The sequence below is a fragment of the Streptomyces arenae genome (assembly GCF_022343545.1).
Lineage (GTDB): Bacteria > Actinomycetota > Actinomycetes > Streptomycetales > Streptomycetaceae > Streptomyces > Streptomyces humi.
Window position 1 is genome coordinate 119153 of record NZ_JAKQYH010000090.1, and the last position, 24847, is coordinate 143999.

The following is a 24847-nucleotide window of genomic DNA, read 5'->3' on the forward strand; positions in this document are numbered from 1 at the left end:
TGCCCGCCGCCCGGGGACCCCTTAAGGAGCTGTTACCTGCGCACCCGCCGGCGGTCAGCTGTGCGCGGCCAGGACACCGGACGCGAACGACGTGTCACAGACCGGGCGGGCGTACCCCTGGGCGCGCGAGGCGCCATAGATGCGCACGGCGGCGCGGCCCAGCGCGCGGGCGATGGACGAGCAGTGCTCGGCGAGCGACGGGTGGCCGTTGACCGCCTGCTGAAGGTGGGTCAGGACCTGGCCGGGGTTCTTGTCCTGGAGCTCGGTCATCAGCTGGTCGCGCAGCACGTCCTGCGGGGCCTGGACGGTGGCCTTGCGGGACACTTTCGCGTCGGTCACGTCGGTCGCGGTGAGCACCGAGTTCCGCGGGCTCCCCGTCCAGTTGACGCGGGTGACGGCGAGGGTCCCGGAGAGCACCAGGACGACGGGGAGGACGAGGGCGAGTGTGCGGCCGATCCGGCGGGCAGGGCCGCCCCGGTGGCCACGTCGCGTCTGAGGGGTGGTGGAGTGCTTCACGCGTGTGAGGGTAGCGTGCGGTAATGATTTGGCGACATTTAGTCACCGGTTCGGGGGATGGAGAAGGGCTTTGTTCTGGGTAGGGGGTTGACGCACACTGCTCGAAAACCACCCGCTTGCCGGGGTAAATCGGGCAACGGAAAGGGCCCCGCAGCAGGCTGCGGGGCCCTCATCGTCAACCTGGGTAGATTCACCCTGGTCAGAGGTTTGTCACCGGGACGGGCGCTCAGTCGGAGAGACGCTCACCCGTGGAGGTCGAGAACACGTGGGTCTCGCCCGGGCGCGGCACGACGTGCAGGGTGGCGCCCTTCTCCGGGACCGCGCGGCCGCTGACGCGGACGACCAGGTCCTTGAGGTCGTCGCCGACCTTGGCGCTGCCGTAGACGTAGCCGTCGGCGCCGAGCTCCTCGACGACGTTCACGGAGACCGCGAGGCCGGCCGGGGCGTCCTCGGTGTCCTTGGACAGGGCGGAGGCGACCTCGCCGTTGTGCTCGACGACGTCGAAGTGCTCGGGACGGACGCCGACGGTGACCGTGCGGTCGCCCTTGTCGGAGGCGGCCTTGAGCGCCTCGCGGTTGACCGGCACCACGCTGTTGCCGAACTTCACGCCGCCGTCGGTGATCGGGACCTCGACCAGGTTCATGGCCGGGGAGCCGATGAAGCCGGCGACGAAGAGGTTGGCGGGCCGGTCGTACATGTTCCGGGGCGAGTCGACCTGCTGGAGCAGACCGTCCTTGAGGACCGCCACCCGGTCGCCCATCGTCATGGCCTCGACCTGGTCGTGGGTGACGTAGACGGTGGTGATGCCGAGGCGGCGCTGGAGCGACGCGATCTGCGTACGGGTGGAGACACGGAGCTTGGCGTCCAGGTTGGACAGCGGCTCGTCCATGAGGAAGACCTGCGGCTCACGGACGATGGCCCGGCCCATCGCGACACGCTGGCGCTGACCACCGGAGAGCGCCTTCGGCTTGCGGTCCAGGTAGTCGGTGAGGTCGAGGATCTTCGCGGCCTCCTCGACCTTCTGCCGGATCTCCGCCTTGTTGACGCCGGCGATCTTGAGCGCGAAGCCCATGTTGTCGGCGACCGTCATGTGCGGGTAGAGGGCGTAGTTCTGGAACACCATGGCGATGTCCCGGTCCTTGGGCGGCAGGTGCGTGACGTCGCGGTCGCCGATGCGGATGGCGCCGCCGTTGACGTCCTCGAGCCCCGCGAGCATGCGGAGCGAGGTGGACTTGCCGCAGCCCGACGGGCCGACCAGGACGAGGAACTCGCCGTCCTCGATCGCGATGTCGAGGCCGTCGACGGCGGGCTTGGTGGAGCCCGGGTAGATCCGGGTCGCCTTGTCGAACGTGACAGTGGCCATGGCTCAGAGGCCCCCTTCTACCGGCAGGAACGTGCCGGACGATCCGTTGTAGGAAGGTGGTGTAGTCCACGAGAGTGAACTGGCACAGGACGGTACCCGGCGTTCACCCCGTATGTCAGTACCTGGAGGCCTGTGAACTTCGCGGAAATTTTCGACAGGGCCCGTCCGGGACCTGGGTACACTGCACAGGCGCAGCGCCGCCGCACGCGCGCGCACGCCTCCTTAGCTCAGCTGGCCAGAGCAACGCACTTGTAATGCGTAGGTCGTCGGTTCGAATCCGACAGGGGGCTCGGACAAGGCCAGGTCACACATCGTGACCTGGCCTTCTGGTTGTGGTGTGCGTCTTGCGCGTCCGGTGGGGGAGTCCGGCGTCGTGGAGGTGATGGCCGTGTCCGGTGGGTCCTCCGCGGGTGAGTCCTCCGCGGGTTCGGGTTCGGGTGCGGGCGGGTTGTCGGGGGCGCGGGAGCGGTTGCGGGTGGTGGAGGCGTTGTCGGCGGCGGCTCGGGGGGTGGAGCCGCCGGCGGGATGATCGCCGAGCACGGCGGTCTGAGCGTGACCCAGGTCCAGCACGTCCTGCGCGCCTACGCGGTGCGCTCCCGCGAACGCCTCACCCACGTCGCCCACGCCCTGGTCCAGCGGACCCTGCCCCCCGACACCGTCCTCACCACCTCCTCGTAAGACAGCGGGACCGGCCCGGCTGTCCGCCCCGGTCGGTCCGCATCGGTCGTCGTGTCGCGGGCACTCGGCTGCGAGCACCCTCCTGCCGTCGGAACCGGCATCGGTGCCGAATCTGCTTGCCGCCCAGGAAGGTGCCGTGACCATGGCTGAGGGTGCGGATCCGTCGGACGACGTACGGCTCTCCCCGTACGAACGCCTCGCACTGCTGGGGATCGAGGCCGGACTGCGCCGCGACCGTCGCTTCGCGCGCCGGATGGGCGCCCCGCCCGCCCGGGGCTGGCTGTGGCTGTCCGTCGCGCTGCTGGGCGTGGCGTCCGTCTTCCTGATGGTCGTGGGCATCCGCACCTCGGACCCCGTCGTGCTGTGGTGCCTCGCCGCGGTGTGGCCGCTGACGTTGGTCCAGGGGATACGGCTGCTGTGCCACCCCGGCCGCGACGGGCGCCCCCGGAACAGGTACCGGCGATGCGGCTGAGAACCAGCGACGTGCACGCCCCGGGATACGCCCGGCGGCGCTGCGGTCGTGGCTTCAGCTACCTCGACACCGCGGGACGCACGATCACCGACCCGGCGGTGCGCGAGCGGATCGAGACCCTGGTGATCCCGCCGGCCTGGACGGACGTGTGGATCTGTCCCGCACCCGACGGCCATGTCCAGGCGACCGGCACCGATGCGGCGGGCCGCCGTCAGTACCTCTACCACCAGCGGTTCCGCGAGCAGCAGGAGGCGGCCAAGCACGAGCACGTGCTGCGGGCGGCCGCCGCCCTCCCACGGCTGCGCGAGCACGTGACCCGGGACCTCGCCCTGCGCGGCCTGTGCCAGGACCGTGTCCTCGGGTGCGCGGCCCGGCTGCTGGATCTCGGCCTCTTCCGGATCGGCAACGAGGCGTACACCAAGGACAACGACACCTACGGCCTCACCACGCTGCTGCGCGAGCACGTGTCCTGCCGCGGCGGCGAGGTGCGCTTCACCTACACCGCCAAGAACTCCAAGGACGTGGCACGGACCTTCGTCGACGAGCCGGTGTCCCGTGCAACCCGGGCCCTGCTGCGGCGGCCTGACGACAGCGCACGTCTCTTCGCCTACTGGCGGCACCGCTCCTGGCACGACGTCCACGCGGCCGATCTGAACGCCTACCTGCACGAGTCCGCGGGCACGGACCTGACGGCGAAGGACTTCCGCACCTGGCACGCCACCGTCCTGGCGGCCGTCGCCCTGGCCGTCTCCGCCCCGGTGGCCGAGGAGTCCGGCGCCTCCCGAAAGCGGGCCGTGCGGCGGGCGGTTCGGGAGGTCGCCGGCTATCTCGGCAACACCCCCGCGGTCTGCCGGGCGTCGTACATCAACCCGCGCGTCATCGAGTGCTTCGAGGAGGGCCGGACCATCGCCCCGGCCCTCGGCTCCCTGGGCGCCGGCACCGCGCCGGGCGGTCCGGCCACCCAGGGGGCGGTGGAACAGGCGGTGTTGCGGCTGATCGGCCCGTGACCACGGTGGCCGATGTTTGCGCGCGGGGCGGTGGGCTACTCGGTGAACAGGCAATACGCAGAGAGAAGATGAGACGCCGTGACCAGGCCAACCGCACAGAAGCCCGCCCTACGAGTGGCGAGGACCGGCTGGGCGAAGAAGCGTCATCTCCCGCGCAGGGGCGTCCGTACCTGTGTGGCCGCCGTCGTGGACGAGAGCGCGTCGCCCGCCGCGCGTGCCGGCGCCGAGTGGAACATCGTCCGAGGTGACGACTGAGCGACGGCCGGACCCCGGGCGGTCAACGTCCTCGGTCCTGGCACACCGTCTCCCGTGTGTCCTCCGAGCGGGTGCCCCCGCGGACCCGGGAGACGGCCGCTGTCAGCTCCCGCTGGACCGGTTCCGGCAGCGAGGCACCCTGCACCGTCGTCACCACGTCCTCCGCCAGCCGGTGCAGTTTGAGGTTGGTGTGCTGGGAGGTGAGGACCAGCGCCTGCCATGCCTGTTCGGCGTTCAGCCCGAAGGTGGCCATGAGGATGCCGCGCGCCAGATCGATGTCAGGGCGGGTCCGCAGCGCACGACGGAGCTGCACGACCTCGGCCCGCATGGCTCCGTCGGGTTCCGTGGGGGACGGGTCCGTGGCGTCGGCCGGGGCGGTGAAGAGGGTGTAGGTGTCCGTGAACGTCAGCAGGCGTTCGGCGGCCGGGCTGACGGCGGTGACGGTGACCGTCTTGTCCGCGGCGGCCGCCTGGCCGCGCACGGCCAGCAGCACGTTGAGCGCGGAGCAGTCCGCGAACGTCAGGTCGGAGAGGTCCAGGTCCACGCCCGCGGCCGAACGGCCGAGGGCGTCGTGCAGGGCGTGCCGGAGGGTCTGGTCGTCGTCGAGGCAGTACTCGCCGCTCACCGCGACGGTCACCCGGTCACCGGTCGGTCCCGCCTGCACCAGCATGTCGCCTCCTCGGTCTGTCTCCTCCAGATTCGTACGACCATGAAGACGCGTCAAGACATACGTGAAATTGTGTTCGTGTTTTTGTCTTCGTGAACAGACGGTCGTACGCTGAGGGGCATGGTGGGAGTTGACGCAGTTCCCGAGCCGCACAACGGGTGGACGTTCCTCACGAGCCATGCGCGGGTGCTGGCCAGCATCGCCGACAACCACAACGCGCGGATCCGGGACATCGCGGCCCGCTGCCGGCTCACGGAACGTGCCGTCCAGAAGATCATTTCCGACCTGGAGCAGGACGGTTACCTCTCCCACACCCGCAACGGCCGCGCCAACCAGTACCGGATCGACCCCAGCAAGGTGCTGCGCCACCCGGCCGAGGCGGGGCTCACGGTGGCTTCCCTGCTGGCGATGCTGGTCCGGGTCGAGGCGGAGCGCCAGGCCGGGCCGAGTTCGCAGGAGACGGAAAAGACCAGGTCACGTCGTACGTGACCTGGCCTTTCCGGGTGCGGTCGGTCAGCTGGAGGTGGGGAAGTCGAACCCGGCGGTGAGCTGCTGCCTGGGCTCGGGCCAGCGGGTGGTGACGACCTTGGGGCGGGTGTAGAAGCGGATGCCTTCGGGACCGTGGATGGGGTTGTCGCCGATGAGGGAGTCCTTCCAGCCGCCGAAGGAGTAGTACGACATCGGGACGGGGACGGGCACGTTGATGCCGATCATGCCGACCTTGATCTTGCGCTGGAAGCGGCGGGCGGCCTCGCCGGAGGCGGTGAACAGGGCGGTGCCGTTGCCGTAGGGGTTGGCGTTGATCAGGTCGATCGCCTCGTCCAGGGACTCGGCGCGGACGATCGCGAGGACCGGGCCGAAGAGTTCCTCCTTGTAGGCGTCCATGTCGGTGGTGACGTGGTCGAGGAGGGAGGGGCCGGTGAAGAAGCCGTCCTCGTGTCCGTCGATCTTCAGGCCACGCCCGTCGACGACGACGGTGGCGCCCTGCGCTGCGGCGCCCCCGACGGCGTTCTCGACGCGTTCCTGGGCGGCCTTGGTGACCAGCGGGCCCATCTCGGTGCCGGGCTGGTCGCCGGGACCGACCTTCACCTCGCCTGCCTTGCGCTGAAGGATCTCGACCAGGGCGTCGGCCGCGTCGCCGACCGCGACGGCGACGGAGACGGCCATGCAGCGTTCGCCCGCGGAGCCGTAGGCGCCGGCGGTGATGTGGTTGGCGGCGAACTCCAGGTCGGCGTCGGGCAGGACGACGGCGTGGTTCTTGGCGCCGCCGAGCGCCTGGACGCGCTTGCCGTGCGCGGTGGCCTGCTCGTGGACGTACCTGGCGATCGGGGTGGAGCCGACGAAGGAGACGGCCTCGATGCCCGGGTGGGTGAGGATCGCGTCGACCGCGTCCTTGCCGCCGTGCACGACGTTGAAGACGCCGTCGGGCAGGCCGGCCTTCTTGTACAGGCCGGCGACGAAGTTCGCGGCGGAGGGGTCGCGCTCGGACGGCTTGAGGATGAAGGTGTTGCCGGTGGCGATCGCGACCGGGTGCATCCACAGCGGCACCATCGCCGGGAAGTTGAACGGGGTGATGCCCGCGACGACACCGAGGGGCTGGCGGAAGTTGTGGACGTCCACGCCGCGTGAGACCTGGTCGGAGAAGCTGCCCTTGAGGACGTCGCCGAGGCCGCAGACGTACTCGACGACCTCACGGCCGCGGGTGATCTCGCCGCGGGCGTCGTCGACGGTCTTGCCGTGCTCGGCGCAGATGATCCGGGCCAGCTCCTCCTCGTGCTCCACGAGCAGCTGGCGGAAGTTGAACATGACCTGGGTGCGCTGCGAGAGCGAGGACTCGGCCCAGGTCTCGAACGCGGCGGAGGCGGCCTGGACGGCGGCGTCGACCTCGGGGGCGGCACCGAGGACGAGGCGGGCCTGCTCGGCGCCGGTGGCCGGGTTGAAGACGGGGGCGGTGGTCTCGGTGGTGACCTCGGCGCCGTTGATCCAGTGCGGGATGGTGTTCACGGGGTGGGGTGTCCTTAGAGGTAGTGCCGCTGGGCGCGCTTGTGGGTGGCGTAGGTGTCGTGGGCGGCCTGGGTGGTGTCGAGGGCGGAGACCTCGCTGACGGGGACGTCCCACCAGCCGTGGCCGGGCGGGTTGGGGCCGTAGAGGTCGGTCTCGACGTGCACGACGGTGGTGCGGGTGGCGGCCTTGGCCTTGTCCATCGCGGAGCGGAACTCCTCCACCGAGGTGGCGTGCAGGACGTCCGCGCCCAGGGAGGCGGCGTTGGCGGCGAGGTCGACCGGGAGGACGTCGCCGTCGAGCTGGCCCGAGTCGTCGTTGCGGTAGCGGTACTTGGTGCCGAATCGCTGCGAGCCGAGCGACTCCGACAGCGAACCGATCGAGGCGAAGCCGTGGTTCTGCACCAGCACGATGATGACCTTGAGGCCTTCGGAGACCATGGTGACGATCTCCTGGGCCATCATCAGGTAGGAGCCGTCACCGACGAGGACGACGACCTCACGCGAGGGGTCGGCCATCTTCGCGCCGACACCGGCGGCGACCTCGTAGCCCATGCAGGAGTAGGCGTACTCGACGTGGTAGGCCTTGGGGTCGCGGGCGCGCCACAGCTGCTGGAGGTCACCGGGCATGGAACCGGCCGCGTTGATGACCACCGCGCGGTCGTCCAGGACGTCGTTCAGCGCGCCGAGGATCTGCGTCTGCGCGGGCAGGTCGCCGGTGTTGCGGTCCGGTGCAAAGCACTCCTCCTCGATCTCCCGTGTGCGGGCGATGAGTTCACGGCTGTGACGCCGGTACTCCGGGGACACCTCCCAGCCGTCGAGGGCCCCGGCGAGGGCCTGGATGCCCAGGCGGGCGTCGGCGACCAGCGGCTCGGCGGAGTGCTTGACGGCGTCCAGGCGGGCCACGTTGAGGTTGACGAAGGTGACGTCCGGGTTGCCGAACACGGTGTGGCTGGCGGTGGTGAAGTCGCTGTAGCGGGTGCCGATACCCACGACGACGTCGGCCTCGCGGGCCAGCTCGTTCGCCGCGTACGACCCGGTGGAGCCGATGCCGCCGACCGCGTAGGGGTGGTCCCAGGGAACGGCGCCCTTGCCGGCGTGGGTGTCGGCGACCGGGATGCCGGTGGCCTCGGCGAAGGCGCGCAGCGCGGTCTCGGCTCCGGAGTAGACAGCACCGCCGCCGGCGACGATCAGCGGCTTCTTCGCGTTCTTGAGCAGGGTCACGGCCCGCTCGATCGCGGCGGGCTCCGGCACCGGGCGGCCCACGTGCCAGACCCGGCGCCGGAAGAAGTCGACCGGCCAGTCGTACGCCTCGGCCTGCACGTCCTGCGGCAGCGCCAGCGTCACGGCGCCGGTCTCGACCGGGTCGGTCAGCACCCGCATCGCTGCCAGCGCGGCCGGGATCAGCTGCTCCGGACGCTGGATGCGGTCGAAGTACTTCGACACGGCCCGGAAGGCGTCGTTCACGGTGACGTCGCCGCCGCGGGTGTCCTCCAGCTGCTGGAGGACGGGGTCGGCGGCGCGGGTCGCGAACATGTCGGAGGGGAGCAGCAGCACCGGCAGCCGGTTCGTCGTCGCCAGCGCCGCACCCGTGATCATGTTCGTCGAGCCCGGGCCCGTCGAGGCCGTGCACGCGAAGGTGGCGAGGCGGTCGCGCATCTTGGCGTAGGCGACCGACGCGTGGACCATGCCCTGCTCGTTGCGGGCGAGGTAGTAGGGCAGGTCGGCCTCGCCGGTGGTGGCGGCCTGGAGCAGGGCCTGCCCGATGCCGGCCACGTTGCCGTGGCCGAAGATGCCCCACACGCCGGGGATCAGGCGCTGTTCCTGGCCGTCGCGCTCGCTGTACTGGCCGGCCAGGAAGCGGACCAGGGCCTGGGCGGTGGTCAGTCGTACGGTGTTCATCGGTCCTCTCCGAAGGGCAGCCGGTCGTCCACGTCCTGGGCGTCCCAGGTCCCGCGCACCCAGCCGTGTGCGGGGTCGTCGCAGATCAGCCAGGCCCGGTCCGGTCCCGGACCGGCCATGACGTTGAGGTAGTAGAGGTCGTAGCCGGGCGCGGCGATGGAGGGCCCGTGCCAGCCGTGCGGGATCAGCACGGTGTCGCCGGAGCGGATCTCGGCGAGCACGTCGATCGGCCGCTCCGGGGTGCCGTACACCCGCTGGTAGCCGAAGCCGTTGCCGTCCTCGCCGGAGACCTCGAAGTAGTAGATCTCCTCCAGCTCCGACTCGACCGGGTTGCCGTCCGCGTCGACGCGTACCTCGTCGTGCTTGTGCGGCGGGTACGAGGACCAGTTGCCGCCCGGCGTGAGGACCTCGCACACCAGCAGCTGCTCGGCGTCGAACGTGCCCGGCAGGCAGTAGTTGTTGACCTGCCGCGAACACGCTCCCGCACCCCGCAGCTCGACGGGGACGTCCTCCTTGCGCCCGTACCGAGCCGGTTGACCTCCCCGCTCGGTACGGGCGGAGGGCAGCGCGAACCGTCCCCCGGCCGCGCTGCTGATCACGGCCTCGGCTTCGCGCGGGAGGTAGGCGAAGTCCGTGGCCGAGGCGAACACGCCCGTCCGACCGGCGAGTTCGAAGGTGCCGCCGTCCGTGGTGACGGTGCAGGAGCCCGCCAGCGGCAGCACCAGGAACTCGGAGTCCCCGGTGGACAGGGCGTGCGTCTGGCCCGGCCCGAGGGTCAGGATCCGCAGGCCGGAGTATCCCCAGCCCGCCGACTCCGGCGTGACCAGGAGGTCGTAGGGCCCGTCGGCCGAAGTCCCCTTCGGCAGGTGGTACTTGCTCGTGTCGCTCACAGCAGGCCCACCGCCTTGTCGACGGCGCCGGCGACGTCGCCGCCCGCCGGGTAGAGCAGGGAACGGCCCACGACCAGACCCTGCGCGGTCGGCTGCTTCAGCGCCCTGCCCCAGGACGCGAACGCCGCCTCGGCGTCCTTGACCTCGCCGCCCAGCAGCAGCGCGGGCAGCGTCGAGGCGGCCAGGACGCGCTCCATGTTCTCGACCACGGGCAGCTTCAGCCAGGTGTAGGCGGTGCGCCGGCCCAGGCCCGACGCGATGGTGACCGACTTGACCACGCCGTCGGTCGACAGGTCGTTGCGGATCTTCCCGTCCTGCCAGGTGGAGATGAACGGTTCGACCATCGCGATGAGCCGCCGGTCGTTGAGCTCGTTGACGGCGCGGGCGCTGTCCTCCAGGACGGAGGGGGTCGCCGGGTCACCGAGGGCGATGCGGGTGAGCATCTTGCCGCCGTCGAAGCCCATCTCGGCGATGGTCCGGGCGTCGTACCCGGTGAACCGGTCGTCGATCTCGAAGACCGAGCCGGCCAGGCCGCCGCGGTTCATGGAGCCGAAGACGGACTTCCCGTCCAGGACGCCGAGCAGCAGCAGATCTTCGAGGATGTCCGCGGTGGCCAGCACCCCGGTCACGCCCGGCCGCTCCAGGGCGACGCACAGGCGGTCGAGGAGTTCGAAGCGGTCGGCCATGGCGTTCGGGTCGTCGCCGACGCCGTTGGCACCGCGGGCCGGGTGGTCGGCGGCGATGATCATCGCCTTGCCGTGCTCGCCCAGCAGCGAGGTGGCCTTTATACGGCGGGCGGCGGCCGCCGCGATGGCACCGGGGTCGTTGACCCGGGCCGCCGCGATCCGGTTCAGCTTTTCAGACAGCACTGGTCACCTCGTCCAGCTTGGCGTTGACTTCGGCCTCGGTGGGCATCGCGTCGGAGCAGGACAGCCGGCTCGCCACGATGGCGCCGGCCGCGTTGGCGAAGGAGACCGTGCGCCGGGTCTCCCAGCCGGACAGCAGGCCGTGGCACAGGGCACCGCCGAAGGCGTCACCGGCGCCCAGGCCGTTCACCACGTCCACCGGCACGGGCGGGATCTCGGCGGCCGAGCCGTCCCGGTCCACGGCCAGTACGCCCTTCGGGCCCTGTTTCACCACGGCCAGTTCCACGCCCGCCGCCAGCAGCGCCTGCGCCGCCGCGTACGGCTCGCGCTCGCCGGTGGCCACCTCGCACTCGTCGAGGTTGCCGACGGCCACGGTGGTGTGCCGCAGGGCTTCGGCGTAGAACGCGCGGGCCTCGGCGGGCTCCCGCCAGAACATCGGGCGCCAGTCGAGGTCGAAGACCGTCGTGCCGGACTTCGCCCGGTGGGCCAGGGCCGCGAGGGTGGCGGAGCGGCTGGGCTCCTCGCTCAGTCCGGTGCCGGTGATCCAGAAGATCCCGGCGTCCCGGACGGCGTCCAGGTCCAGCTCGTCCGGCTGGATGTCCAGGTCGGGGGCCTTGGGGAGGCGGTAGAAGTACAGCGGGAAGTCGTCCGGCGGGAAGATCTCGCAGAACGTCACCGGGGTCGGGGCGATGTCCGACGTCCCGACGAAGCGGGTGTCCACGCCGTAGCCGTCCAGGGCCGTGCGGACGAAGTCGCCGAAGGGGTCCCGGCCGGTCTTCGTGATCACGGCCGCCGACCGGCCGTACCGGGCGGCCGCCACCGCCACGTTGGTCGGGCTCCCGCCCAGGTACTTGCCGAACGAGGTGACCTCGGCCAGCCCCACGCCGGTCTGGAGCGGGTACACGTCCACTCCCACGCGGCCGACGGTCAGCACTTCGAACGACATCAGACTGGTTTCCCTTCACCTGGGGTGCCCCACTGGGGCGCTCCGTCCAGAGTATGTCAGGACATACTGATGTCAATATCCAGGGCGGTGAGGTTTCTCCCGGCAGTGCGACGCCCCCCGTGATCACCGATCACGGGGGGCGTCGCACTGCCGGGCTGAGGTGGTGGGGTCAGTGCCGTCCCGCCACCCGGTCCGCGACCTGGGCCAGCCGGGACGAGGTGGTGCTCGGATGCAGGCGCTCGCGCTGGTCGGCGGCGCGGTAGGTGGCGTACATGCCCTGGACGCCGAGCCAGCGCAGCGGCTCCGGCTCCCACTTGCGGACCTTGTGGTTCACCCACGGCAGCTCGGTCAGGTCGGTGCGGCCGGCCTGCCCCGAGTCGAGCTGGACGAGGTCGCGCAGGGTCCGGGCGGCGAGGTTCGTGGTGGCCACCCCGGAGCCGACGTACCCGCCCGCCCAGCCGAGGCCGGTCGAACGGTCCAGGGTGACGGTCGCGCACCAGTCACGAGGCACCCCGAGCACCCCGGACCAGGCGTGCTCGACGGCGACCCCGGCCAGCGACGGGAAGAACCGGACGAGGATCTCCCGCAGTGCCTCGACGGTCGCCGCCTGCGTCCGGCCGTCGTTGTCGGTCCGCGAGCCGAAGCGGTACGGCACCCCGCGCCCGCCGAGCGCGATCCGCCCGTCGGCGGTCCGCTGGGCGTACATGTAGGCGTGCGCCATGTCGCCCAGGGTCTCCAGGCCCGACCAGCCGACCGACTCCCACTGCTCCCCGGTCAGCGGCGCGGTGGCGATCATCGAGGAGTTCATCGGCAGCCAGGTGCGCCGCTGCCCCTTGAGGTTCGCGGTGAAGCCCTCGGTGCAGCGCAGCACGTAGGGGGCGCGGACCGTGCCGTACGGCGTGACGGCGTGCTTGGGCCGGATCTCGGTCACCGGGGTGGACTCGTAGATCTCCACCCCGAGCGCCTCCACGGCCGCCGCCAGCCCCTTCACCAGCTTCACCGGGTGCAGCCGGGCACCGTGCGGGGTCCAGGTGGAGCCGACGGCGTCCACGACCCGGATCCGCTCCCGGGTCGCCCCGGCGCCGTACAGCTCGCGGTCCTTCTCGCCGTACGACAGCTCGTGCTCGTGGAAGGCCCGCAGACGGGCCAGCTGGGCCGGGGTGGTGGCCACTTCGAGGACCCCGCCCTTGTGCAGGTCGGCGTCGATGCCCTCGGCCCGGGTGACCGCGACGACCTCGTCGACGGTCTCGTTCATCGCCTTCTGGAGGCGTACGGCCGCCTCCCGGCCGTGCAGCGCGGCGTACCGGTCGCGGCCCGCGACGCCGTTGTACAGCCAGCCGCCGTTGCGGCCGGAGGCGCCGTAGCCGCAGAACTTCTGCTCCAGGACGGTCACCCGGAGGAAGGGGGCGGCCTTCTTCAGGTAGTACGCGGTCCACAGACCGGTGTAGCCACCGCCGACGATCACCACGTCCGCCGAGGCGTCACCGGCGAGCGGCTCCCGGACCGCGGGGAGACCGTCGTGCGCGTACCAGAAGGAGATGCCACCGTTGACGACACTGCTTGCCGAGCTGCTCATGCCGGGACGCTAACCCTTGAGAGCGGCCAGTGTCTCCTTCGGATTCCATGCTTTTCCGCGCCCTCCGGCCAGCGGGTAACAGGCGAGACCGATCAGTACGGCGACGAAATGTCCCAGGTCGGTGAAGCCCGGGGACTCGGTCAGGGGCAGTCCGTACACCAGCAGGACGACCACGGCGTACCCGTACCGCCAGGGCGTCGCGATCCGGTACGAGAGCACCCCGATCACCCCGGCCAGCGCGTAACTCACCCCGATGTCGAGGGTGTTGACCGCGGACGGCGGGGCGAGGCCGTCGTGGATGCCCGCCAGCAGGGCGCCCTCGCTGATCAGCGTCGCCAGCACGTGCGCGAGGACGCACACCGCCAGCCAGCGCAGCGTCCCCAGCCAGCGTTCGGCGGGTGCGTGGAAGACGGTGTAGAGCAGGGCGTACGGCACCCAGTGCCCGCCGTCGATCCACATCGCGCTGGCGATCAGCACCCGTACCGGGTTGTCCGACAGTTCCCGCAGGTTGGTGGAGCGCTGCCGCAGGAACTGCTGCTCGAACTCCGGGGACATGTGGTGCAGCGCGACGGTCGTCACGAAGAGGATCGCCAGCCAGACGTACGTGCCGGGGGCGCCGCGGACGTACGCCCACGCCCTGCCGCCGAGGCCCCGGAGAAATCCCATGAGGCGATTCACGCACGACCGTAACGTCACATGGGTGATTGACATTCCGGCATCGGCGTCTCGGCCGGACTGTCGTGCTTCGCGGGTTCCGCCGTCACCAGCAGGCCCGCGACCAGGCCGGCCAGCAGCATCACGCCGGCCGCCCACCAGATGGCGACCGTGTAGCCGTGCACGACGGCCGCCGGGACCACCGCCGCCCTCCGCGCGGGGTCGTGCAGGTGGGCGGTGAGGTAGGCGGCGCTGCTGGTGGTGGCGACGGTGTTGAGCAGTGCCGTGCCGATGGAGCCGCCCACCTGCTGCGAGGTGTTGACGGTGGCCGAGGTGACCCCGGCGTCCCGCGGGGCGACACCCGAGGTGGCGGTGGCGAAGACCGGCATGAAGGTCAGGCCCATGCCGAGGCCCATCAGCAGCAGGGCGGGCAGGATCTCGGTGGGGTAGGAGGAGTGGACCGTGATCCGGGTCAGGAGCAGCAGACCGCAGGCGGCGAGCAGCGTGCCGGGGACCATGAGCAGCCGCGGGGCCAGCCGGTACAGCAGGCGCGCGGATATCTGGGTGGAGCCGATGATGATCGCCACGGTCAGCGGGAGGAAGCCGAGACCCGCCCGGACGGGGGAGTAGCCGAGGATGACCTGGAGGTAGTAGGTCAGGAAGAGGAACAGCCCGAACATGGCGACCGTCGCGAGGGCCATCGTCAGGAAGCTGCCCCCGCGGTCGCGGTCCCTGACGATGTGCAGGGGCAGCAGCGGGCTCGGCGCGCGGGTCTGCCACCGCACGAACGCGACGAGCAGGACGGCCCCGGCCGCGAACAGACCGAGCACCAGCGGATCGCTCCAGCCGCGCGGCTGGGCCTCGCTGAAGCCGTAGACGATCGCGACGAGCCCGCCGCAGCCGAGCAGCGCGCCCGGTACGTCGAGGCGGCCGCCGCTCTGGCCGGGCCGGTCGCGCAGCAGCACGAGCGCGCCGGCCACGGCCAGGACCGCGATGGGCACGTTGACGTACAGGCACCAGCGCCAGTTCAGGTACTCGGTGAGCAGCCCGCCGACGATGAACCCGATCGCGGAGCCGCTGCCCGCGAGGGCGCCGTAGATCCCGAAGGCCTTGCCGCGCTCGCGCGGGTCGGTGAACGTGGTGGTGAGCAGGGAGAGCGCGGACGGCGCGAGGACGGCGGCGAAGGCGCCCTGGAGGGCGCGGGCACCGAAGAGCATCCCCGGGGTCTGGGCGGCGCCGCCGAACGCGGAGGCGGCGGCGAAACCGATCAGCCCGATGACGAAGGTGCGCTTGCGGCCGACCAGGTCGGCGACCCGGCCGCCCAGCAGGAGCAGGCCGCCGAAGGCGAGCGTGTAGGCGGTGATCACCCACTGCCGATTGCCGTCGGACATCCCGAGGGCACGCTGCGCGGACGGCAGCGCGATGTTCACGATCGTCGCGTCGAGTACGACCATGAGCTGGGCCAGCGCGATGACGACCAGCCCCCACCAGCGGCGCGGATCGGCCCCGTCGGCACCGGCGTTCGTCCCACCCGTCCGGGCGCTGCTCATTCGGTCAGAAGACCACGGATCGGGACGGGCCGCATCCCGTGCTGTGCTGTTCCTGGTCATGGCTCCAGGACCCCCTTTCCGGCCGTACCGGCCGAGGACTGCGCGTCATGCGCTTCATGCGCGGCACGCGCTTCATCGCCGGTACGACGGATCGGCGGGGCCGGAATGTGACATCGCCGGGGCCGGCCGGGCGTTGGTGCTGCTCGGGGGCGTTGTCAGTGGGGGGCTGCACTATGAGGGCATGGCGAGGACTGGGACCGGCGCGGCCGGCGGCAACAGGGTGAAGGGCGCACGGCGGCCGGAGTTGCGGCTGCCACCCCTGGAGCCGTGGAGCGACGGCGCACTGGAGCCGGACGGGGACTACGACGGGGTGGAGATCCGGGGCGCGGACCTCGCCGGGCAGGACGGCGCGGGCGCCCGCTTCATGGACTGCGCGCTGACGGACTGCGCCTTCGACGAGACGGGACTGCGGCACGCCCGGGTGCTGGACAGCGTCCTCACCGGGGCCAGAGGCGTCGGCACCGACCTGGCCGAGGCGACCCTGCGCGACGTCGAACTGGTCGACGCCCGTCTCGGCGGCACCCAGCTGCACGGCTCCGTGCTGGAGCGGGTGGTGATCCGCGGCGGCAAGATCGACTACCTGAACCTGCGCACGGCCAGGCTCAGGGACGTGGTCTTCGAGAGCTGCGTCCTGGTGGAGCCGGACTTCGGGAACGCGAACCTGGAGCGGGTGGAGTTCGTGGACTGCACGGTGAAGGCGGCCGACTTCAGGGGGGTGACGATGAAGGACGTCGACCTGCGGGGCGCCGCGTCCCTGGAGATCGCCAGCGGGGTGGAGAGACTGGCCGGGGCGGTGATCAGCATGCCCCAACTGATGGACCTGGCCCCAGTACTGGCAGCACAGCTGGGAATCCGCGTGGAGGACTGACCGACCTGGGATCAGCGCGCCCCGAAGGGGCGCGGGGAACTGCGCGACAAGCCCCCACCGGCCCGCGGCCGAGAACCGGCACTCAGCTCACGGGAGGCACGGCCGCCGCCTTCTTCCGCAGGCCCAGGTGGTCGTCCGGATCCTGGACCCGGTCCGGCTGGGCGGCGAGCATCCGGCGGACCGCCGGTTCCGGCATCCGCACCACCACCGGCCGCGGCAGCGTCAGTTCCCGCACGGCCGTGCCGGTACGGCCGGCGCGGACCCGGTCCGTCACCCGCGCGACCACCCGCACGTCCAGCGTGAACTGCACCAGCACCGACGCGGACTTGGGCTTGTGCAGCGGCATCGAACCGGCCGCGTTCGCCGCCAGGCCGGCCGCGCCGCCCGCGCCACCGGCGTTGCCCATCAGCTGGTTGAGGCGGAACTCGTCGGCGTTGAGCAGCCCCGCGCCCGCCAGGCCGCGCGCCGACCTGCCGTGGTCGGCCGAGCTCAGCCCGTCCGTCTGGGTGGGCCGGGGCGCGCCCGGGTGGCTCTGCCCCACCGTCTCGAAGGTCATCTTGTCGCCGACGCCCAGCACCCGCCCGTCCCGCAGCCGTGCGTGCAGCGACGCCCGCAGGTCCTGGCCGGTCGCCCCCGTGGCGTGCACCGGCGGCAGCTCCGCCCCCGCGGCGGTCAGCAGCGGCAGCGCCGCGGTCAGCCACTCGGTGGAGACGGCCTCGTGCAGGGTGTACGCGGCGGCCTGGCCCTTGCCGCGGAAGCGTTCGCCGCCGCCCGCCTCCCGGACCGCGGAGTTGACCAGTTCCCGCACCTGCGGGGCCCCCTGGAAGCCGTTGACCTGCGCCTCCATCGGCAGCCGTGCGCCTGTGGAGCGCCAGGCGCCGAGTGCGGCCGGGCGGTCGTCGCGGACGCCGGACGCCGGGCCGGGGGCGGCTGCCGGGCCGGGGGCGGTGGCTGCCGGGCCGGTGGCGGTGGCGGTGGCGCTCGTGACCGGGGCCGGGCGCGGTGCGGTGAGCCGGCCGAGGGCGGCGAGGTCCTGGTCCAGGACGCGGTGGGTCAGCGTCTGGCGGCCCAGGGAGACCAGTGCGACCCGGCGGTCACCGCGGTGCAGTTCGAGGGTCGCCTCGATCGGCACCCGCATCCTCGACGACTTCGCGGTCTTCGCCTCGGCGACCGTCTTCATGCCGAGCTGGCCGCGGCCCGCCGTGCCGGAGCGCCGGGCGCCGCCCCAGCCGACGCCGAGCCCCGCCGCGCCGCCCGTGCTCTTCAGCTGCCCGGCCCCGCCGTCCGGTTTGCCGGAGCCCGCGAAGATCCCCTCCACGCCGGTCGTCACGCCCTCGTCGTGGGCGGTGGCCTGCTGGGCGACGGCCGCGGTGATGTACTCCATGTCCCGGCCGTCGCCCGCCGCACCCTCGTAGCCGCCGTCACCGAGACGGTTGACCTTGAACACCGCCCAGTACGGGATCCGGCGGCCGTCGAACAGCTCGACGGTGACCCCGCCGTCCATGGCACCGGAGAGCAGCCCGGTGCTGCCGTCGCGGTCCAGGACGCGCAGCAGCCGCTGCACGTTGTCGTTGCGGTCGGCCAGCTGCCGCCGGGGCAGCAGGTCGTCGGCGAGGCGCTGCTGTCCGCTCTCCGCGAGGCGGGTGCGCAGCCGGGCCAGCAGCGGCACGAAGTTCGGCAGGTTCTCGATCATGCCGAAGCCGAGCGGGAGACCGCGGTCGAAGGCCGGACCGGTGCGCGACGGTACGGAGGTGGACGACCCGCCCTCGCGCCCACCGCCCGCACGAGACCCGCCGACCGTCCGCGCCCCCTCCGCCGTCCGCGACCCCTCGGCCGTTCGGGAGCCCTCGGCCGGCCGCGAGCCCTCCGCCGTCCGCGACCCGTCGGCCGTCCGTGCCCTCTCCGCCGTCCGTGTTCCCTCCGTCGGTCGGCGTCGCGGTCGGGGCGAGGGCGCCGGTGAGGTCATCAGGGGCGGTTCGGGGTCGAGTCCCAGCTGCCGGCGGATCGCCGCCGGCAGCTGTGCCTCGGTCAGCCACACCGCCGCCTCGGCCGGCAGGGTGCGGCCGGCCGTCGCCACGTACGGGCCACCGCCGGTGACCTTGACCTCGGCGACCATGGTGACCAGCAGATCGCACTGGACCAGGTAGAGCGGCGCCTTCTTCGGGGTGTGGGCGTTGCGCTCGACCGTGCCCGACAGGGCCGCCGCCCTGGTGTCCCCCGCGCTCGTGGTCCGGCTGCCGGAGAGGCCCTGGCCGAGCCGCCACTCGGCGTCGTTCTCCGAGCCGGTCGCGCCGAACTGCCAGGTGCTGGTGGTGGCCTCCCCCTCCTGGCCGGCGGCCTGGTGACCGCCGAGCACGAAGGTCTCCGTGCCCGGCCCCGCGCCCCGGTGCAGGAACTTCGGGTTGGTCAGGGTGAGCCGGGTGCCGACCGCCCCGTCGAGCGCGGCGAGCCGCCGCGGATACCGCAGGTTCTTCACCACCCACCCGGAGGACGCGGCCTGCCGCAGCGCCGCCGTGATGGCCTGCGGCGCGAACCGCTCCTCGATCGCCAGCCGCGGCGCCAGCCCCTCGGCCCCCAGCGCGGGATCCTCGCGTACGCCCTTGTCGCGGGCGGCGGCCCGGGACAGCAACCGGAAGGCGAGGTCGCGGACGGCCTGGCCGTCGCCGACCGTCTCCACCAGCTGCCAGTCCCGCAGCGGCTGTCCGGCGGACGGCCGGGGCACCAGCGTGGCCAGGTCGCCGATGCCCTCGGCGGTGACGGCGTGCTCGGGGCGCGGTGCCTGTGCCGTGCGCCGAGCACGTACGGTGTCGCGCCGCTGCCTGCCCTCCTCGTCGAGGGTGAACTCCGCGGGGGTGACCAGCCGTACGTCCTGCTCGTCCAGGCGCAGGCCCGCCAGCGGGGTGGCCTCCGGCGTGTCCCGGCCCGGGGTGCCGGGGGTGAGGGCGCGGCCGAGCTTGCGCTGCCGGGAGGTCATGGTGACGTCGACGTCCAGGCGCAGGGCGGCGCCGAAGGTGGCGGCCTGCTCGGAGCCGTTGGTGAGGACGTCCGTGCGGGTGCCGGGTCCGGCCTGGTTGCGGCGGGTGCCGGTGTGGTGCTTCTCGTAGCGGGCCGAACCGGTCAGGGCGCCGGGGACGAGCCGGGCCTGGCCGAGCACCAGACCGCCGATCGAACGGGAACTGCCGCGCCCGCTCTGCGCGTTGGCGGTGACACCGGAGTGACTGCGTACCAGCCAGTTGTCGGTGTCGCCGAGGTAGCCGGTCTCGCGGAGCTGCCCGCGGACGCGGAGCTGTACGTCGTGCGCGTGCAGGGCGGTCTTGCGGCGCAGCCGGACCCGGATGCCGGTCGAGGTCAACTGGTCCTTGTTGACCCGCAGGTTGGTCTCGGACAGCGCGGCCATCAGCTCGCGGTGGTTGCGCCGCTGGAGCGCGGCCTCCTCCTTGCCCGGCGTCGAGGTCACCGCCTCGGTACCGAAGCCGGGCAGGTAGCCGGCCAGCCGGGGATCGGTCGCGAACAGCTCCCGCACGGCCCGCACCATCGGGCCGGTGTCGAGTTGGCTGAGGGTGACGCTGGAGCCCATGGCGCCGAACGGGAGGTGCCGTTCGACGTCGGTCTCGTTGCCGTCCGCGTCGGTCCGCTTCGGCTTCTCGACGAACTCCCCGGCCTCGGTGCCGGGCGGCAGCGGCAGCCCGAGCGACTGCGCCTCGTCGGCGCGCAGGCTCATCCACACCCGCATCGAGTGCCGGGCGACCCGGGTCCCGGGGCGCAGGATCATCTCCGCTGAGCGCGGACCCGTGCCCTCCGCGGTGATCCGCACGCTCGCGAGGTAGAGCACCTTGTCGCCGCGCACCTCCGCGCCCTGCCGGCTGGACACGGTCTGCTCGGCCACGGTGAACCGCGCCTTGCGGGCCGCCGCGACCGGCATGGCCGTACCCCGCAGGACGGCGGCGTTGCCGGCCGCGCCGACCCCGATGGCCGGGCCGAGGCCGCCGGCGAGGGCGCGTCCCTTGCCCGCGCTCTCGGTGACCGTGTGCTGGGTCTGCTGGTGGGTGCGCAGCTGGGTGCCGCCGGTGCCCCAGGCGGGCGACATCCCGGTGATCTCGGCGTGCATACGGTAACTGCCCACGCTGCCGCCGTCCTTGGACGACAGGTCCTCGCCGGTGACGCCGTCCCGCAGCAGCCGGGGCAGGTCCTCCAGGACGGTCGCCGTGGACGTCGCCTCGTGGAGCCGGGCGCGGCCGGGTGCGCCGGGGGCGGTGAGCGAGGGGTGCAGCACGGAGGCGACCGCGTCGAAGAGCCCGCCGCCGCCCTGGTGCGGGGCGGCGGTGTCGGTCACCGCGACCGGGGCCATGGAGTCGGCGAGCGAGACCCGCCGGGCGGTGTCCGCCCCGACGGCCCGCGGAGCTGCGGGCGCCAGGGTGCCTGCCGGCACGAGGTGCTCGGTGGGCACCCGCTGGGTGAGGGTGCCCGACCCGTGGAAGGTCCGCACGTTTTCGGCGCCGTGCTTCTTGATCCGTACGCCGTACCGCACCTTGCGCGGTGCCTCGACCGAGCCCTTGTCGCTGCGCAGCACCCGTGGTTCGGCCACGTTGCGCTGGCTGCGGGACTCCCGCGAGGACTGCCAGGGCTGCGCGTTCACCATCCCGGCGCCACCCAGCCACAGTCCGGGGACGACGGGCGCGAGCCCGAAGGCCATGCCGCCCACGCCCTTGCTCGACCCGCCGCTCGCGGTGGTCGCGACGGTGGCGGCGGTGTTGTGCTGGACGTCGACCTTGGTGTCCTTGCCCTCGGCCTCGTCGACGGCGGCGAGCGGCGCCCCGTCCGGGTCCGGCACCGTCTTCGCGAGCAGGTGCTCCGGGTGGAAGACGGGCGGCCGGTCGTCGGGGGCGCGGGAGACGGTGACCGTGACGTCGTACCACTCCTTGCCGGTCCTGCCCCGCACGGCGAGGGCGCGGCCCTGCCCGTAGTACGACTCGGGGCGGGCGGCCAGGTCGGCGGCGAGGGCGGCGACCGTGCCGTCACCGTGGCCGACCACGGCGGCCACCGCGTTGCGCACGAACTCCTGCCCGGTCAGCGCGTAGGCCGTGGACAGCCCGGCGGCCTGGAACTCCGTCAGGTACGGCGGCAGGACCAGGCCCGGTGCGGTGTGCTCCTCCTCGATGGCGGCGGACGGCGCGGGCCGCCGGCGTTGCGGCGCCGGCCGGGAGACGCCCTTGCCCTTGCCGCCGCCGAGCGCCAGCGTGGTGGCCGTGTTCCCCGCCTTGCCCTGGAGGGCGAGCATCGCGTCCTCGGTGGGACCGGTGAGCCGGGCTCCGGTCGCCGCCCGGGAGGTCCCGGGGACGGCGTCCCTGCCGTTGTCGCCTGCCTGTCGCTGCGTCCGCACGGAGTCAAGGTATGCAGGCCAGGGCCGGCCGGAACGCCTTCCGCGGACTCCGGTCCCAGTTGTCACCCCCGCCTCAGCGGCGAGTCAACTCCCGTACACACGACGGTCGTTCAGCAGGACCGGGGGAGGTTCAGGAGACTCGCGGGAAGCGGGCCTGGAGGGTCCAGACCGCCGGGTTGTCGGCCAGCTCCTCGTGCATGTCGGTGAGGTCGGCGAGCAGGTCGTGCAGGAAGTCCCGGGCCTCCCGGCGCAGTTCCGCGTGCGAGAAGGTGAGGGGCGGCTCCTCGGCCGGCATCCAGTCCGCCTCGATGTCCACCCAGCCGAAGCGGCGCTCGAAGAGCATGCGGTCGGTGGACTCGGTGAAGTCGAGCTCCGCGTGCTGCGGGCGGGCGGCCCTGGACCCCGCCGGGTCCCGGTCGATCCGCTCCACGATGTCGCACAGCGCCCACGCGAAGTCGAGCACCGGCACCCATCCCCAGGCTGTGGACAGTTCCCGGTCCGCCTTGGTGTCGGCGAGGTAGACGTCCCCGCAGAACAGGTCGTGGCGCAGGGTGCGCACGTCCACCCGCCGGTAGTCGGTCTGGGGCGGGTCCGGGAAGCGATTGGAGAGGGCGTAGCCGATGTCGAGCACGTAGCCGATGGTGTCATGGCGTCCTACGATCACGAGCGTGCCCCGACGCGTCCCACTGGTCCCCTCCGTCCTGCTCTGTCTCGCGCTCACCGCCTGTGGCGGCGGCGTGCACGGCACCCCGGGCGGCGCGGGCCTGCGCGACCCCTACTTCCCGAAGGCGGGCAACGGCGGCTACGACGTCGGCCACTACGCCCTCGACCTCGGCTACGACCCGGGCACCGGCGAACTCACCGGCACCGCCGTCATCACCGCCCGTGCCACCCGGGACCTGACCGCCTTCGACCTCGACCTGCGGGGACTGGACGTCGACGCGGTCACCGTCGAGGGCCGGACCGCCCGCTGGAACCGCGCCGGGCAGGAGCTGACCATCCGCCCGCACGACGACCTGGCCAAGGGCGAGACCTTCGCCACCACCGTGCGCTACTCGGGCCGCCCGGAGACGATCACCGACCCCGACGGCTCCAAGGAGGGCTGGCTGCGCACCGCGGACGGCGCACTGGCCCTCGGCGAGCCGGTCGGTTCGATGGCCTGGTTCCCCGGCGACGACCACCCCTCCGACAAGGCGTCGTACGACATCACGGTCACCGTCCCCGAGGGTCTCCAGGCCGTCTCCAACGGCGAGCTGCGGAGCGAGACGACGAAGAACGGCCGGACCACCTTCGCCTGGCGCACCGCCGAGCCGATGGCGACCTACCTCGCCACGGTCGCCGTCGGCCACTACACGGTCACCCGGTCCACGCTCCCCGGCGGCCTGCCGGTGTACACCGCCGTGGACCCGACGCAGGCCGAGGCGAGCCGGGCGGTGCTGGCGAAGCTCCCCGAGATCATCGCGTGGGAGCGGTACAACTTCGGCCCCTACCCCTTCTCCTCCACCGGCGTGATCATCGACCGTCCGGGGGACGCCGGGTACGCGCTGGAGACCCAGAACCGGCCCGTCTTCCCCGGCACCCCGGACACCGAGACCCTCGTCCACGAACTCGCCCACCAGTGGTACGGCGACTCCGTCACCCCGCGCACCTGGCAGGACATGTGGCTCAACGAGGGCTTCGCGACCTATGCCGGGTGGCTGTGGCAGGAGGACCACGGCGGCCGGACCGCCCAGAAGATATTCGACGAGGTCTACGCCACCGCCGCGGACGACGCGACCCTGTGGGGTTTCGCCCCCGCGAAGCCGCCGAGCGCCGCGTACATCTCGGAGCGGCCGGTGTACGAGCGGGGCGCGATGGTCCTGCACAAGATCCGGCAGACGGTGGGCGACGACCGTTTCTACGACATCATCCAGGGCTGGGCCGCCGCCCACCGCCACGGCAACGCGGACACGGCCGAGTTCACGGCGTACGTGCAGAGGATGGCACCGGGAAAGAACTTCTCCGCGATCTGGAAGACCTGGCTGTACGGCGACGGCAAACCGGCCCACCCGTAACGGGTCAGCCTTCCCGGCCGCCCAGTTCCTTCCGCAGGATGGCGCACGGACGCCCGAGCTGGAGATCCGGCCGGTGACCGATCACCTCGTACCCGAGGGCGGTCCAGAAGGCGAGCCCCTTCGGGTTGTTCTCCAGTACGGCGAGCCGGACGGCGTCCCGGCCGGCCGCCCGGAACCGCTGCTCGACCTGGTCCACGATCCGCCGCCCGTACCCCCTCCCGTGCGCCCCCGCGTCCACCATCAGCAGCCCGATCCACGGGTCCGGGTCGGCCGGGTCGGGGTGCCGGGCGAGCGTCACGACCACGCCGACCAGCAGCCCCTCGGCACGGGCCAGCAGCACCTCGACGTCCGGGTTCGCCAACTCGTCGGCCAGTTGCGCGGCCACCTGCTCGGGCCGGATGTCGTCCGGATCCGGGAAGTCGCCGCTGAGCGCCTGGAACTCCCGGTTGGACGCGTACAGGGCGGTGAGCTCGGTGAGGACCGGCGCCGGAATGTCGGCACCGGCCCGCACGGCCAGGGACTGGAGGATCATGCGGGCAACCTATCCGGGCCGGGGGTCCGGCCGGGGTCAGCGCTGGCTGGCAGGCTTGCCGGGAAGTGCTTCGCGGCTCCCCCGGCAGGAGTACACGATCTCCACCGCACCACCGGGGAGCGCCCGCTGACGCTGGAAGGCCAGTCCGGCGTCGGGGCTGAGCGCGGGCGTCAGCCGCGTCCCCTCGCCGAACAGCATCGGCAGGACGACGAGTTCGAGCGTGTCGAGCGCACCGAGCGCGTGGAACGTCCCGATGGTCCGCGGCCCTCCGACGAGGTGGACGTCGCCGCCCCGGTTGGCCGCGCGGAGCTTCTCCAGCAGCCGCACCGGGTCGCTGTCGGTGGTGACGTGGTCGGGGGTGCCGTCCGGGCGGTGCGAGCCGAGCACGAACACGTCGAGGGTCGGCCACGGCCAGCGGCTGTTGGTCAGCGCGGGCTCGAAGGTGGCCCGCCCCATCAGCGCCGCCTCGCAGCCCTCCAGGAACTCCCGGATCCCGTGACTCTGCCCCGGCACGAACGAGGGGTCGGCGGTCAGCGCGGGCCACCCGCTCGGCGTGGTCACAAAACCATCGGCACTCATGCTCACACGGGCACGGATCTGCATGATCTCTC

22 protein-coding genes and 1 tRNA gene are annotated in these 24847 nt (G+C 72.3%); 8 read left to right on the forward strand and 15 right to left on the reverse strand.

From position 1 onward, the window contains the following. Positions 1-54: 54 nt before the first annotated feature. Positions 55-516 carry a hypothetical protein gene (locus MB828_RS42595; protein ID WP_046730996.1) on the reverse strand — a complete coding sequence of 154 codons (462 nt, stop codon included), beginning with the start codon at positions 514-516 and terminating at the stop codon, positions 55-57. A gap of 226 nt (positions 517-742) precedes the next feature. Continuing rightward, on the reverse strand, positions 743-1879 hold the full coding sequence (locus MB828_RS42600; RefSeq protein ID WP_046730995.1) for an ABC transporter ATP-binding protein: 1137 nt from the start codon (positions 1877-1879) through the stop codon (positions 743-745). A gap of 216 nt (positions 1880-2095) precedes the next feature. Between MB828_RS42600 and MB828_RS42605 the strand changes: the two genes are divergently transcribed. From MB828_RS42605 to MB828_RS42625, 5 genes are all read left to right on the forward strand, one after another. Then, positions 2096-2169 (forward strand) — tRNA-Thr (locus tag MB828_RS42605). 235 nt (positions 2170-2404) lie between these two features. Continuing rightward, complete coding sequence (locus MB828_RS42610; protein ID WP_301652839.1) at positions 2405-2557, forward strand: hypothetical protein; 153 nt, start codon at positions 2405-2407, stop codon at positions 2555-2557. A gap of 142 nt (positions 2558-2699) precedes the next feature. Next, on the forward strand, positions 2700-3029 hold the full coding sequence (locus MB828_RS42615; RefSeq protein WP_133026711.1) for a DUF3040 domain-containing protein: 330 nt from the start codon (positions 2700-2702) through the stop codon (positions 3027-3029). Next, on the forward strand, positions 3020-4036 hold the full coding sequence (locus tag MB828_RS42620; protein ID WP_301652840.1) for a DNA topoisomerase IB: 1017 nt from the start codon (positions 3020-3022) through the stop codon (positions 4034-4036). Before MB828_RS42615 ends, MB828_RS42620 begins: the two co-directional genes overlap by 10 nt. 78 nt (positions 4037-4114) lie before the next feature. Next, positions 4115-4291 carry a hypothetical protein gene (locus MB828_RS42625; protein WP_301652841.1) on the forward strand — a complete coding sequence of 59 codons (177 nt, stop codon included), beginning with the start codon at positions 4115-4117 and terminating at the stop codon, positions 4289-4291. A gap of 22 nt (positions 4292-4313) precedes the next feature. Here MB828_RS42625 and MB828_RS42630 read toward each other — a convergent pair whose 3' ends face one another. After that, positions 4314-4961 carry an ANTAR domain-containing protein gene (locus MB828_RS42630; RefSeq protein ID WP_301652842.1) on the reverse strand — a complete coding sequence of 216 codons (648 nt, stop codon included), beginning with the start codon at positions 4959-4961 and terminating at the stop codon, positions 4314-4316. Between the two features lie 117 nt (positions 4962-5078). On the opposite strand from MB828_RS42630, the gene MB828_RS42635 reads away from it, so the two are divergent. Further along, positions 5079-5447, forward strand: a complete 369-nt coding sequence (locus tag MB828_RS42635) for a MarR family transcriptional regulator (protein WP_301652843.1) — start codon at positions 5079-5081, stop codon at positions 5445-5447. A 24-nt stretch (positions 5448-5471) separates the two neighbouring features. Here MB828_RS42635 and MB828_RS42640 read toward each other — a convergent pair whose 3' ends face one another. The 8 genes from MB828_RS42640 to MB828_RS42675 all read right to left on the reverse strand — a co-directional run bounded on the left by MB828_RS42640 (position 5472) and on the right by MB828_RS42675 (position 15342). Next, positions 5472-6962 carry a CoA-acylating methylmalonate-semialdehyde dehydrogenase gene (locus MB828_RS42640; protein WP_301652844.1) on the reverse strand — a complete coding sequence of 497 codons (1491 nt, stop codon included), beginning with the start codon at positions 6960-6962 and terminating at the stop codon, positions 5472-5474. Positions 6963-6976: 14 nt separating this feature from the next. Further along, positions 6977-8860, reverse strand: a complete 1884-nt coding sequence (iolD, locus tag MB828_RS42645; RefSeq protein WP_301652845.1) for a 3D-(3,5/4)-trihydroxycyclohexane-1,2-dione acylhydrolase (decyclizing) — start codon at positions 8858-8860, stop codon at positions 6977-6979. After that, entirely contained in the window at positions 8857-9750 is an 894-nt protein-coding gene (gene iolB, locus MB828_RS42650) for a 5-deoxy-glucuronate isomerase (protein ID WP_301652846.1), read from the reverse strand. Before iolB ends, iolD begins: the two co-directional genes overlap by 4 nt. After that, positions 9747-10616, reverse strand: a complete 870-nt coding sequence (locus tag MB828_RS42655) for a Cgl0159 family (beta/alpha)8-fold protein (protein ID WP_430381518.1) — start codon at positions 10614-10616, stop codon at positions 9747-9749. The genes iolB and MB828_RS42655 overlap by 4 nt, the downstream gene beginning before the upstream one ends. After that, positions 10609-11562, reverse strand: coding sequence for a 5-dehydro-2-deoxygluconokinase (gene iolC / locus MB828_RS42660; RefSeq protein ID WP_301652848.1), 954 nt, complete (start codon positions 11560-11562; stop codon positions 10609-10611). Before iolC ends, MB828_RS42655 begins: the two co-directional genes overlap by 8 nt. A 169-nt stretch (positions 11563-11731) precedes the next feature. Continuing rightward, the gene (locus MB828_RS42665; RefSeq protein WP_301652849.1) at positions 11732-13138 is read right to left on the reverse strand and encodes an NAD(P)/FAD-dependent oxidoreductase; all 1407 of its coding nucleotides are present in this window, start codon (positions 13136-13138) and stop codon (positions 11732-11734) included. 9 nt (positions 13139-13147) lie between these two features. Further along, positions 13148-13804: a rhomboid-like protein gene (locus MB828_RS42670; RefSeq protein ID WP_301652850.1), complete on the reverse strand. Its 657-nt coding sequence runs from the start codon at positions 13802-13804 to the stop codon at positions 13148-13150. Between the two features lie 26 nt (positions 13805-13830). Next, entirely contained in the window at positions 13831-15342 is a 1512-nt protein-coding gene (locus MB828_RS42675) for an MFS transporter (RefSeq protein ID WP_301652851.1), read from the reverse strand. Between the two features lie 241 nt (positions 15343-15583). Between MB828_RS42675 and MB828_RS42680 the strand changes: the two genes are divergently transcribed. After that, positions 15584-16270, forward strand: coding sequence for a pentapeptide repeat-containing protein (locus MB828_RS42680; RefSeq protein ID WP_301652852.1), 687 nt, complete (start codon positions 15584-15586; stop codon positions 16268-16270). Positions 16271-16352: 82 nt separating this feature from the next. Here the strand turns inward: MB828_RS42680 and MB828_RS42685 are convergent, their stop codons facing one another. Then, positions 16353-21650 carry a hypothetical protein gene (locus MB828_RS42685; RefSeq protein ID WP_301652853.1) on the reverse strand — a complete coding sequence of 1766 codons (5298 nt, stop codon included), beginning with the start codon at positions 21648-21650 and terminating at the stop codon, positions 16353-16355. A 130-nt stretch (positions 21651-21780) separates the two neighbouring features. Then, positions 21781-22281, reverse strand: coding sequence for a hypothetical protein (locus tag MB828_RS42690; protein ID WP_046730968.1), 501 nt, complete (start codon positions 22279-22281; stop codon positions 21781-21783). Between the two features lie 7 nt (positions 22282-22288). Here MB828_RS42690 and MB828_RS42695 point away from each other — a divergent pair, with 7 nt between their 5' ends. Further along, positions 22289-23704 (forward strand): M1 family metallopeptidase, encoded by a 1416-nt coding sequence (locus MB828_RS42695; protein WP_301652854.1) that lies wholly within the window; start codon positions 22289-22291, stop codon positions 23702-23704. Positions 23705-23708: 4 nt separating this feature from the next. Here the strand turns inward: MB828_RS42695 and MB828_RS42700 are convergent, their stop codons facing one another. Both MB828_RS42700 and MB828_RS42705 read right to left on the reverse strand, forming a co-directional pair. Beyond that, on the reverse strand, positions 23709-24236 hold the full coding sequence (locus tag MB828_RS42700; protein ID WP_301652855.1) for a GNAT family N-acetyltransferase: 528 nt from the start codon (positions 24234-24236) through the stop codon (positions 23709-23711). Positions 24237-24272: 36 nt separating this feature from the next. Beyond that, positions 24273-24839, reverse strand: coding sequence for a dihydrofolate reductase family protein (locus MB828_RS42705; RefSeq protein WP_301652856.1), 567 nt, complete (start codon positions 24837-24839; stop codon positions 24273-24275). Between the last annotated feature and the right edge of the window lie 8 nt (positions 24840-24847).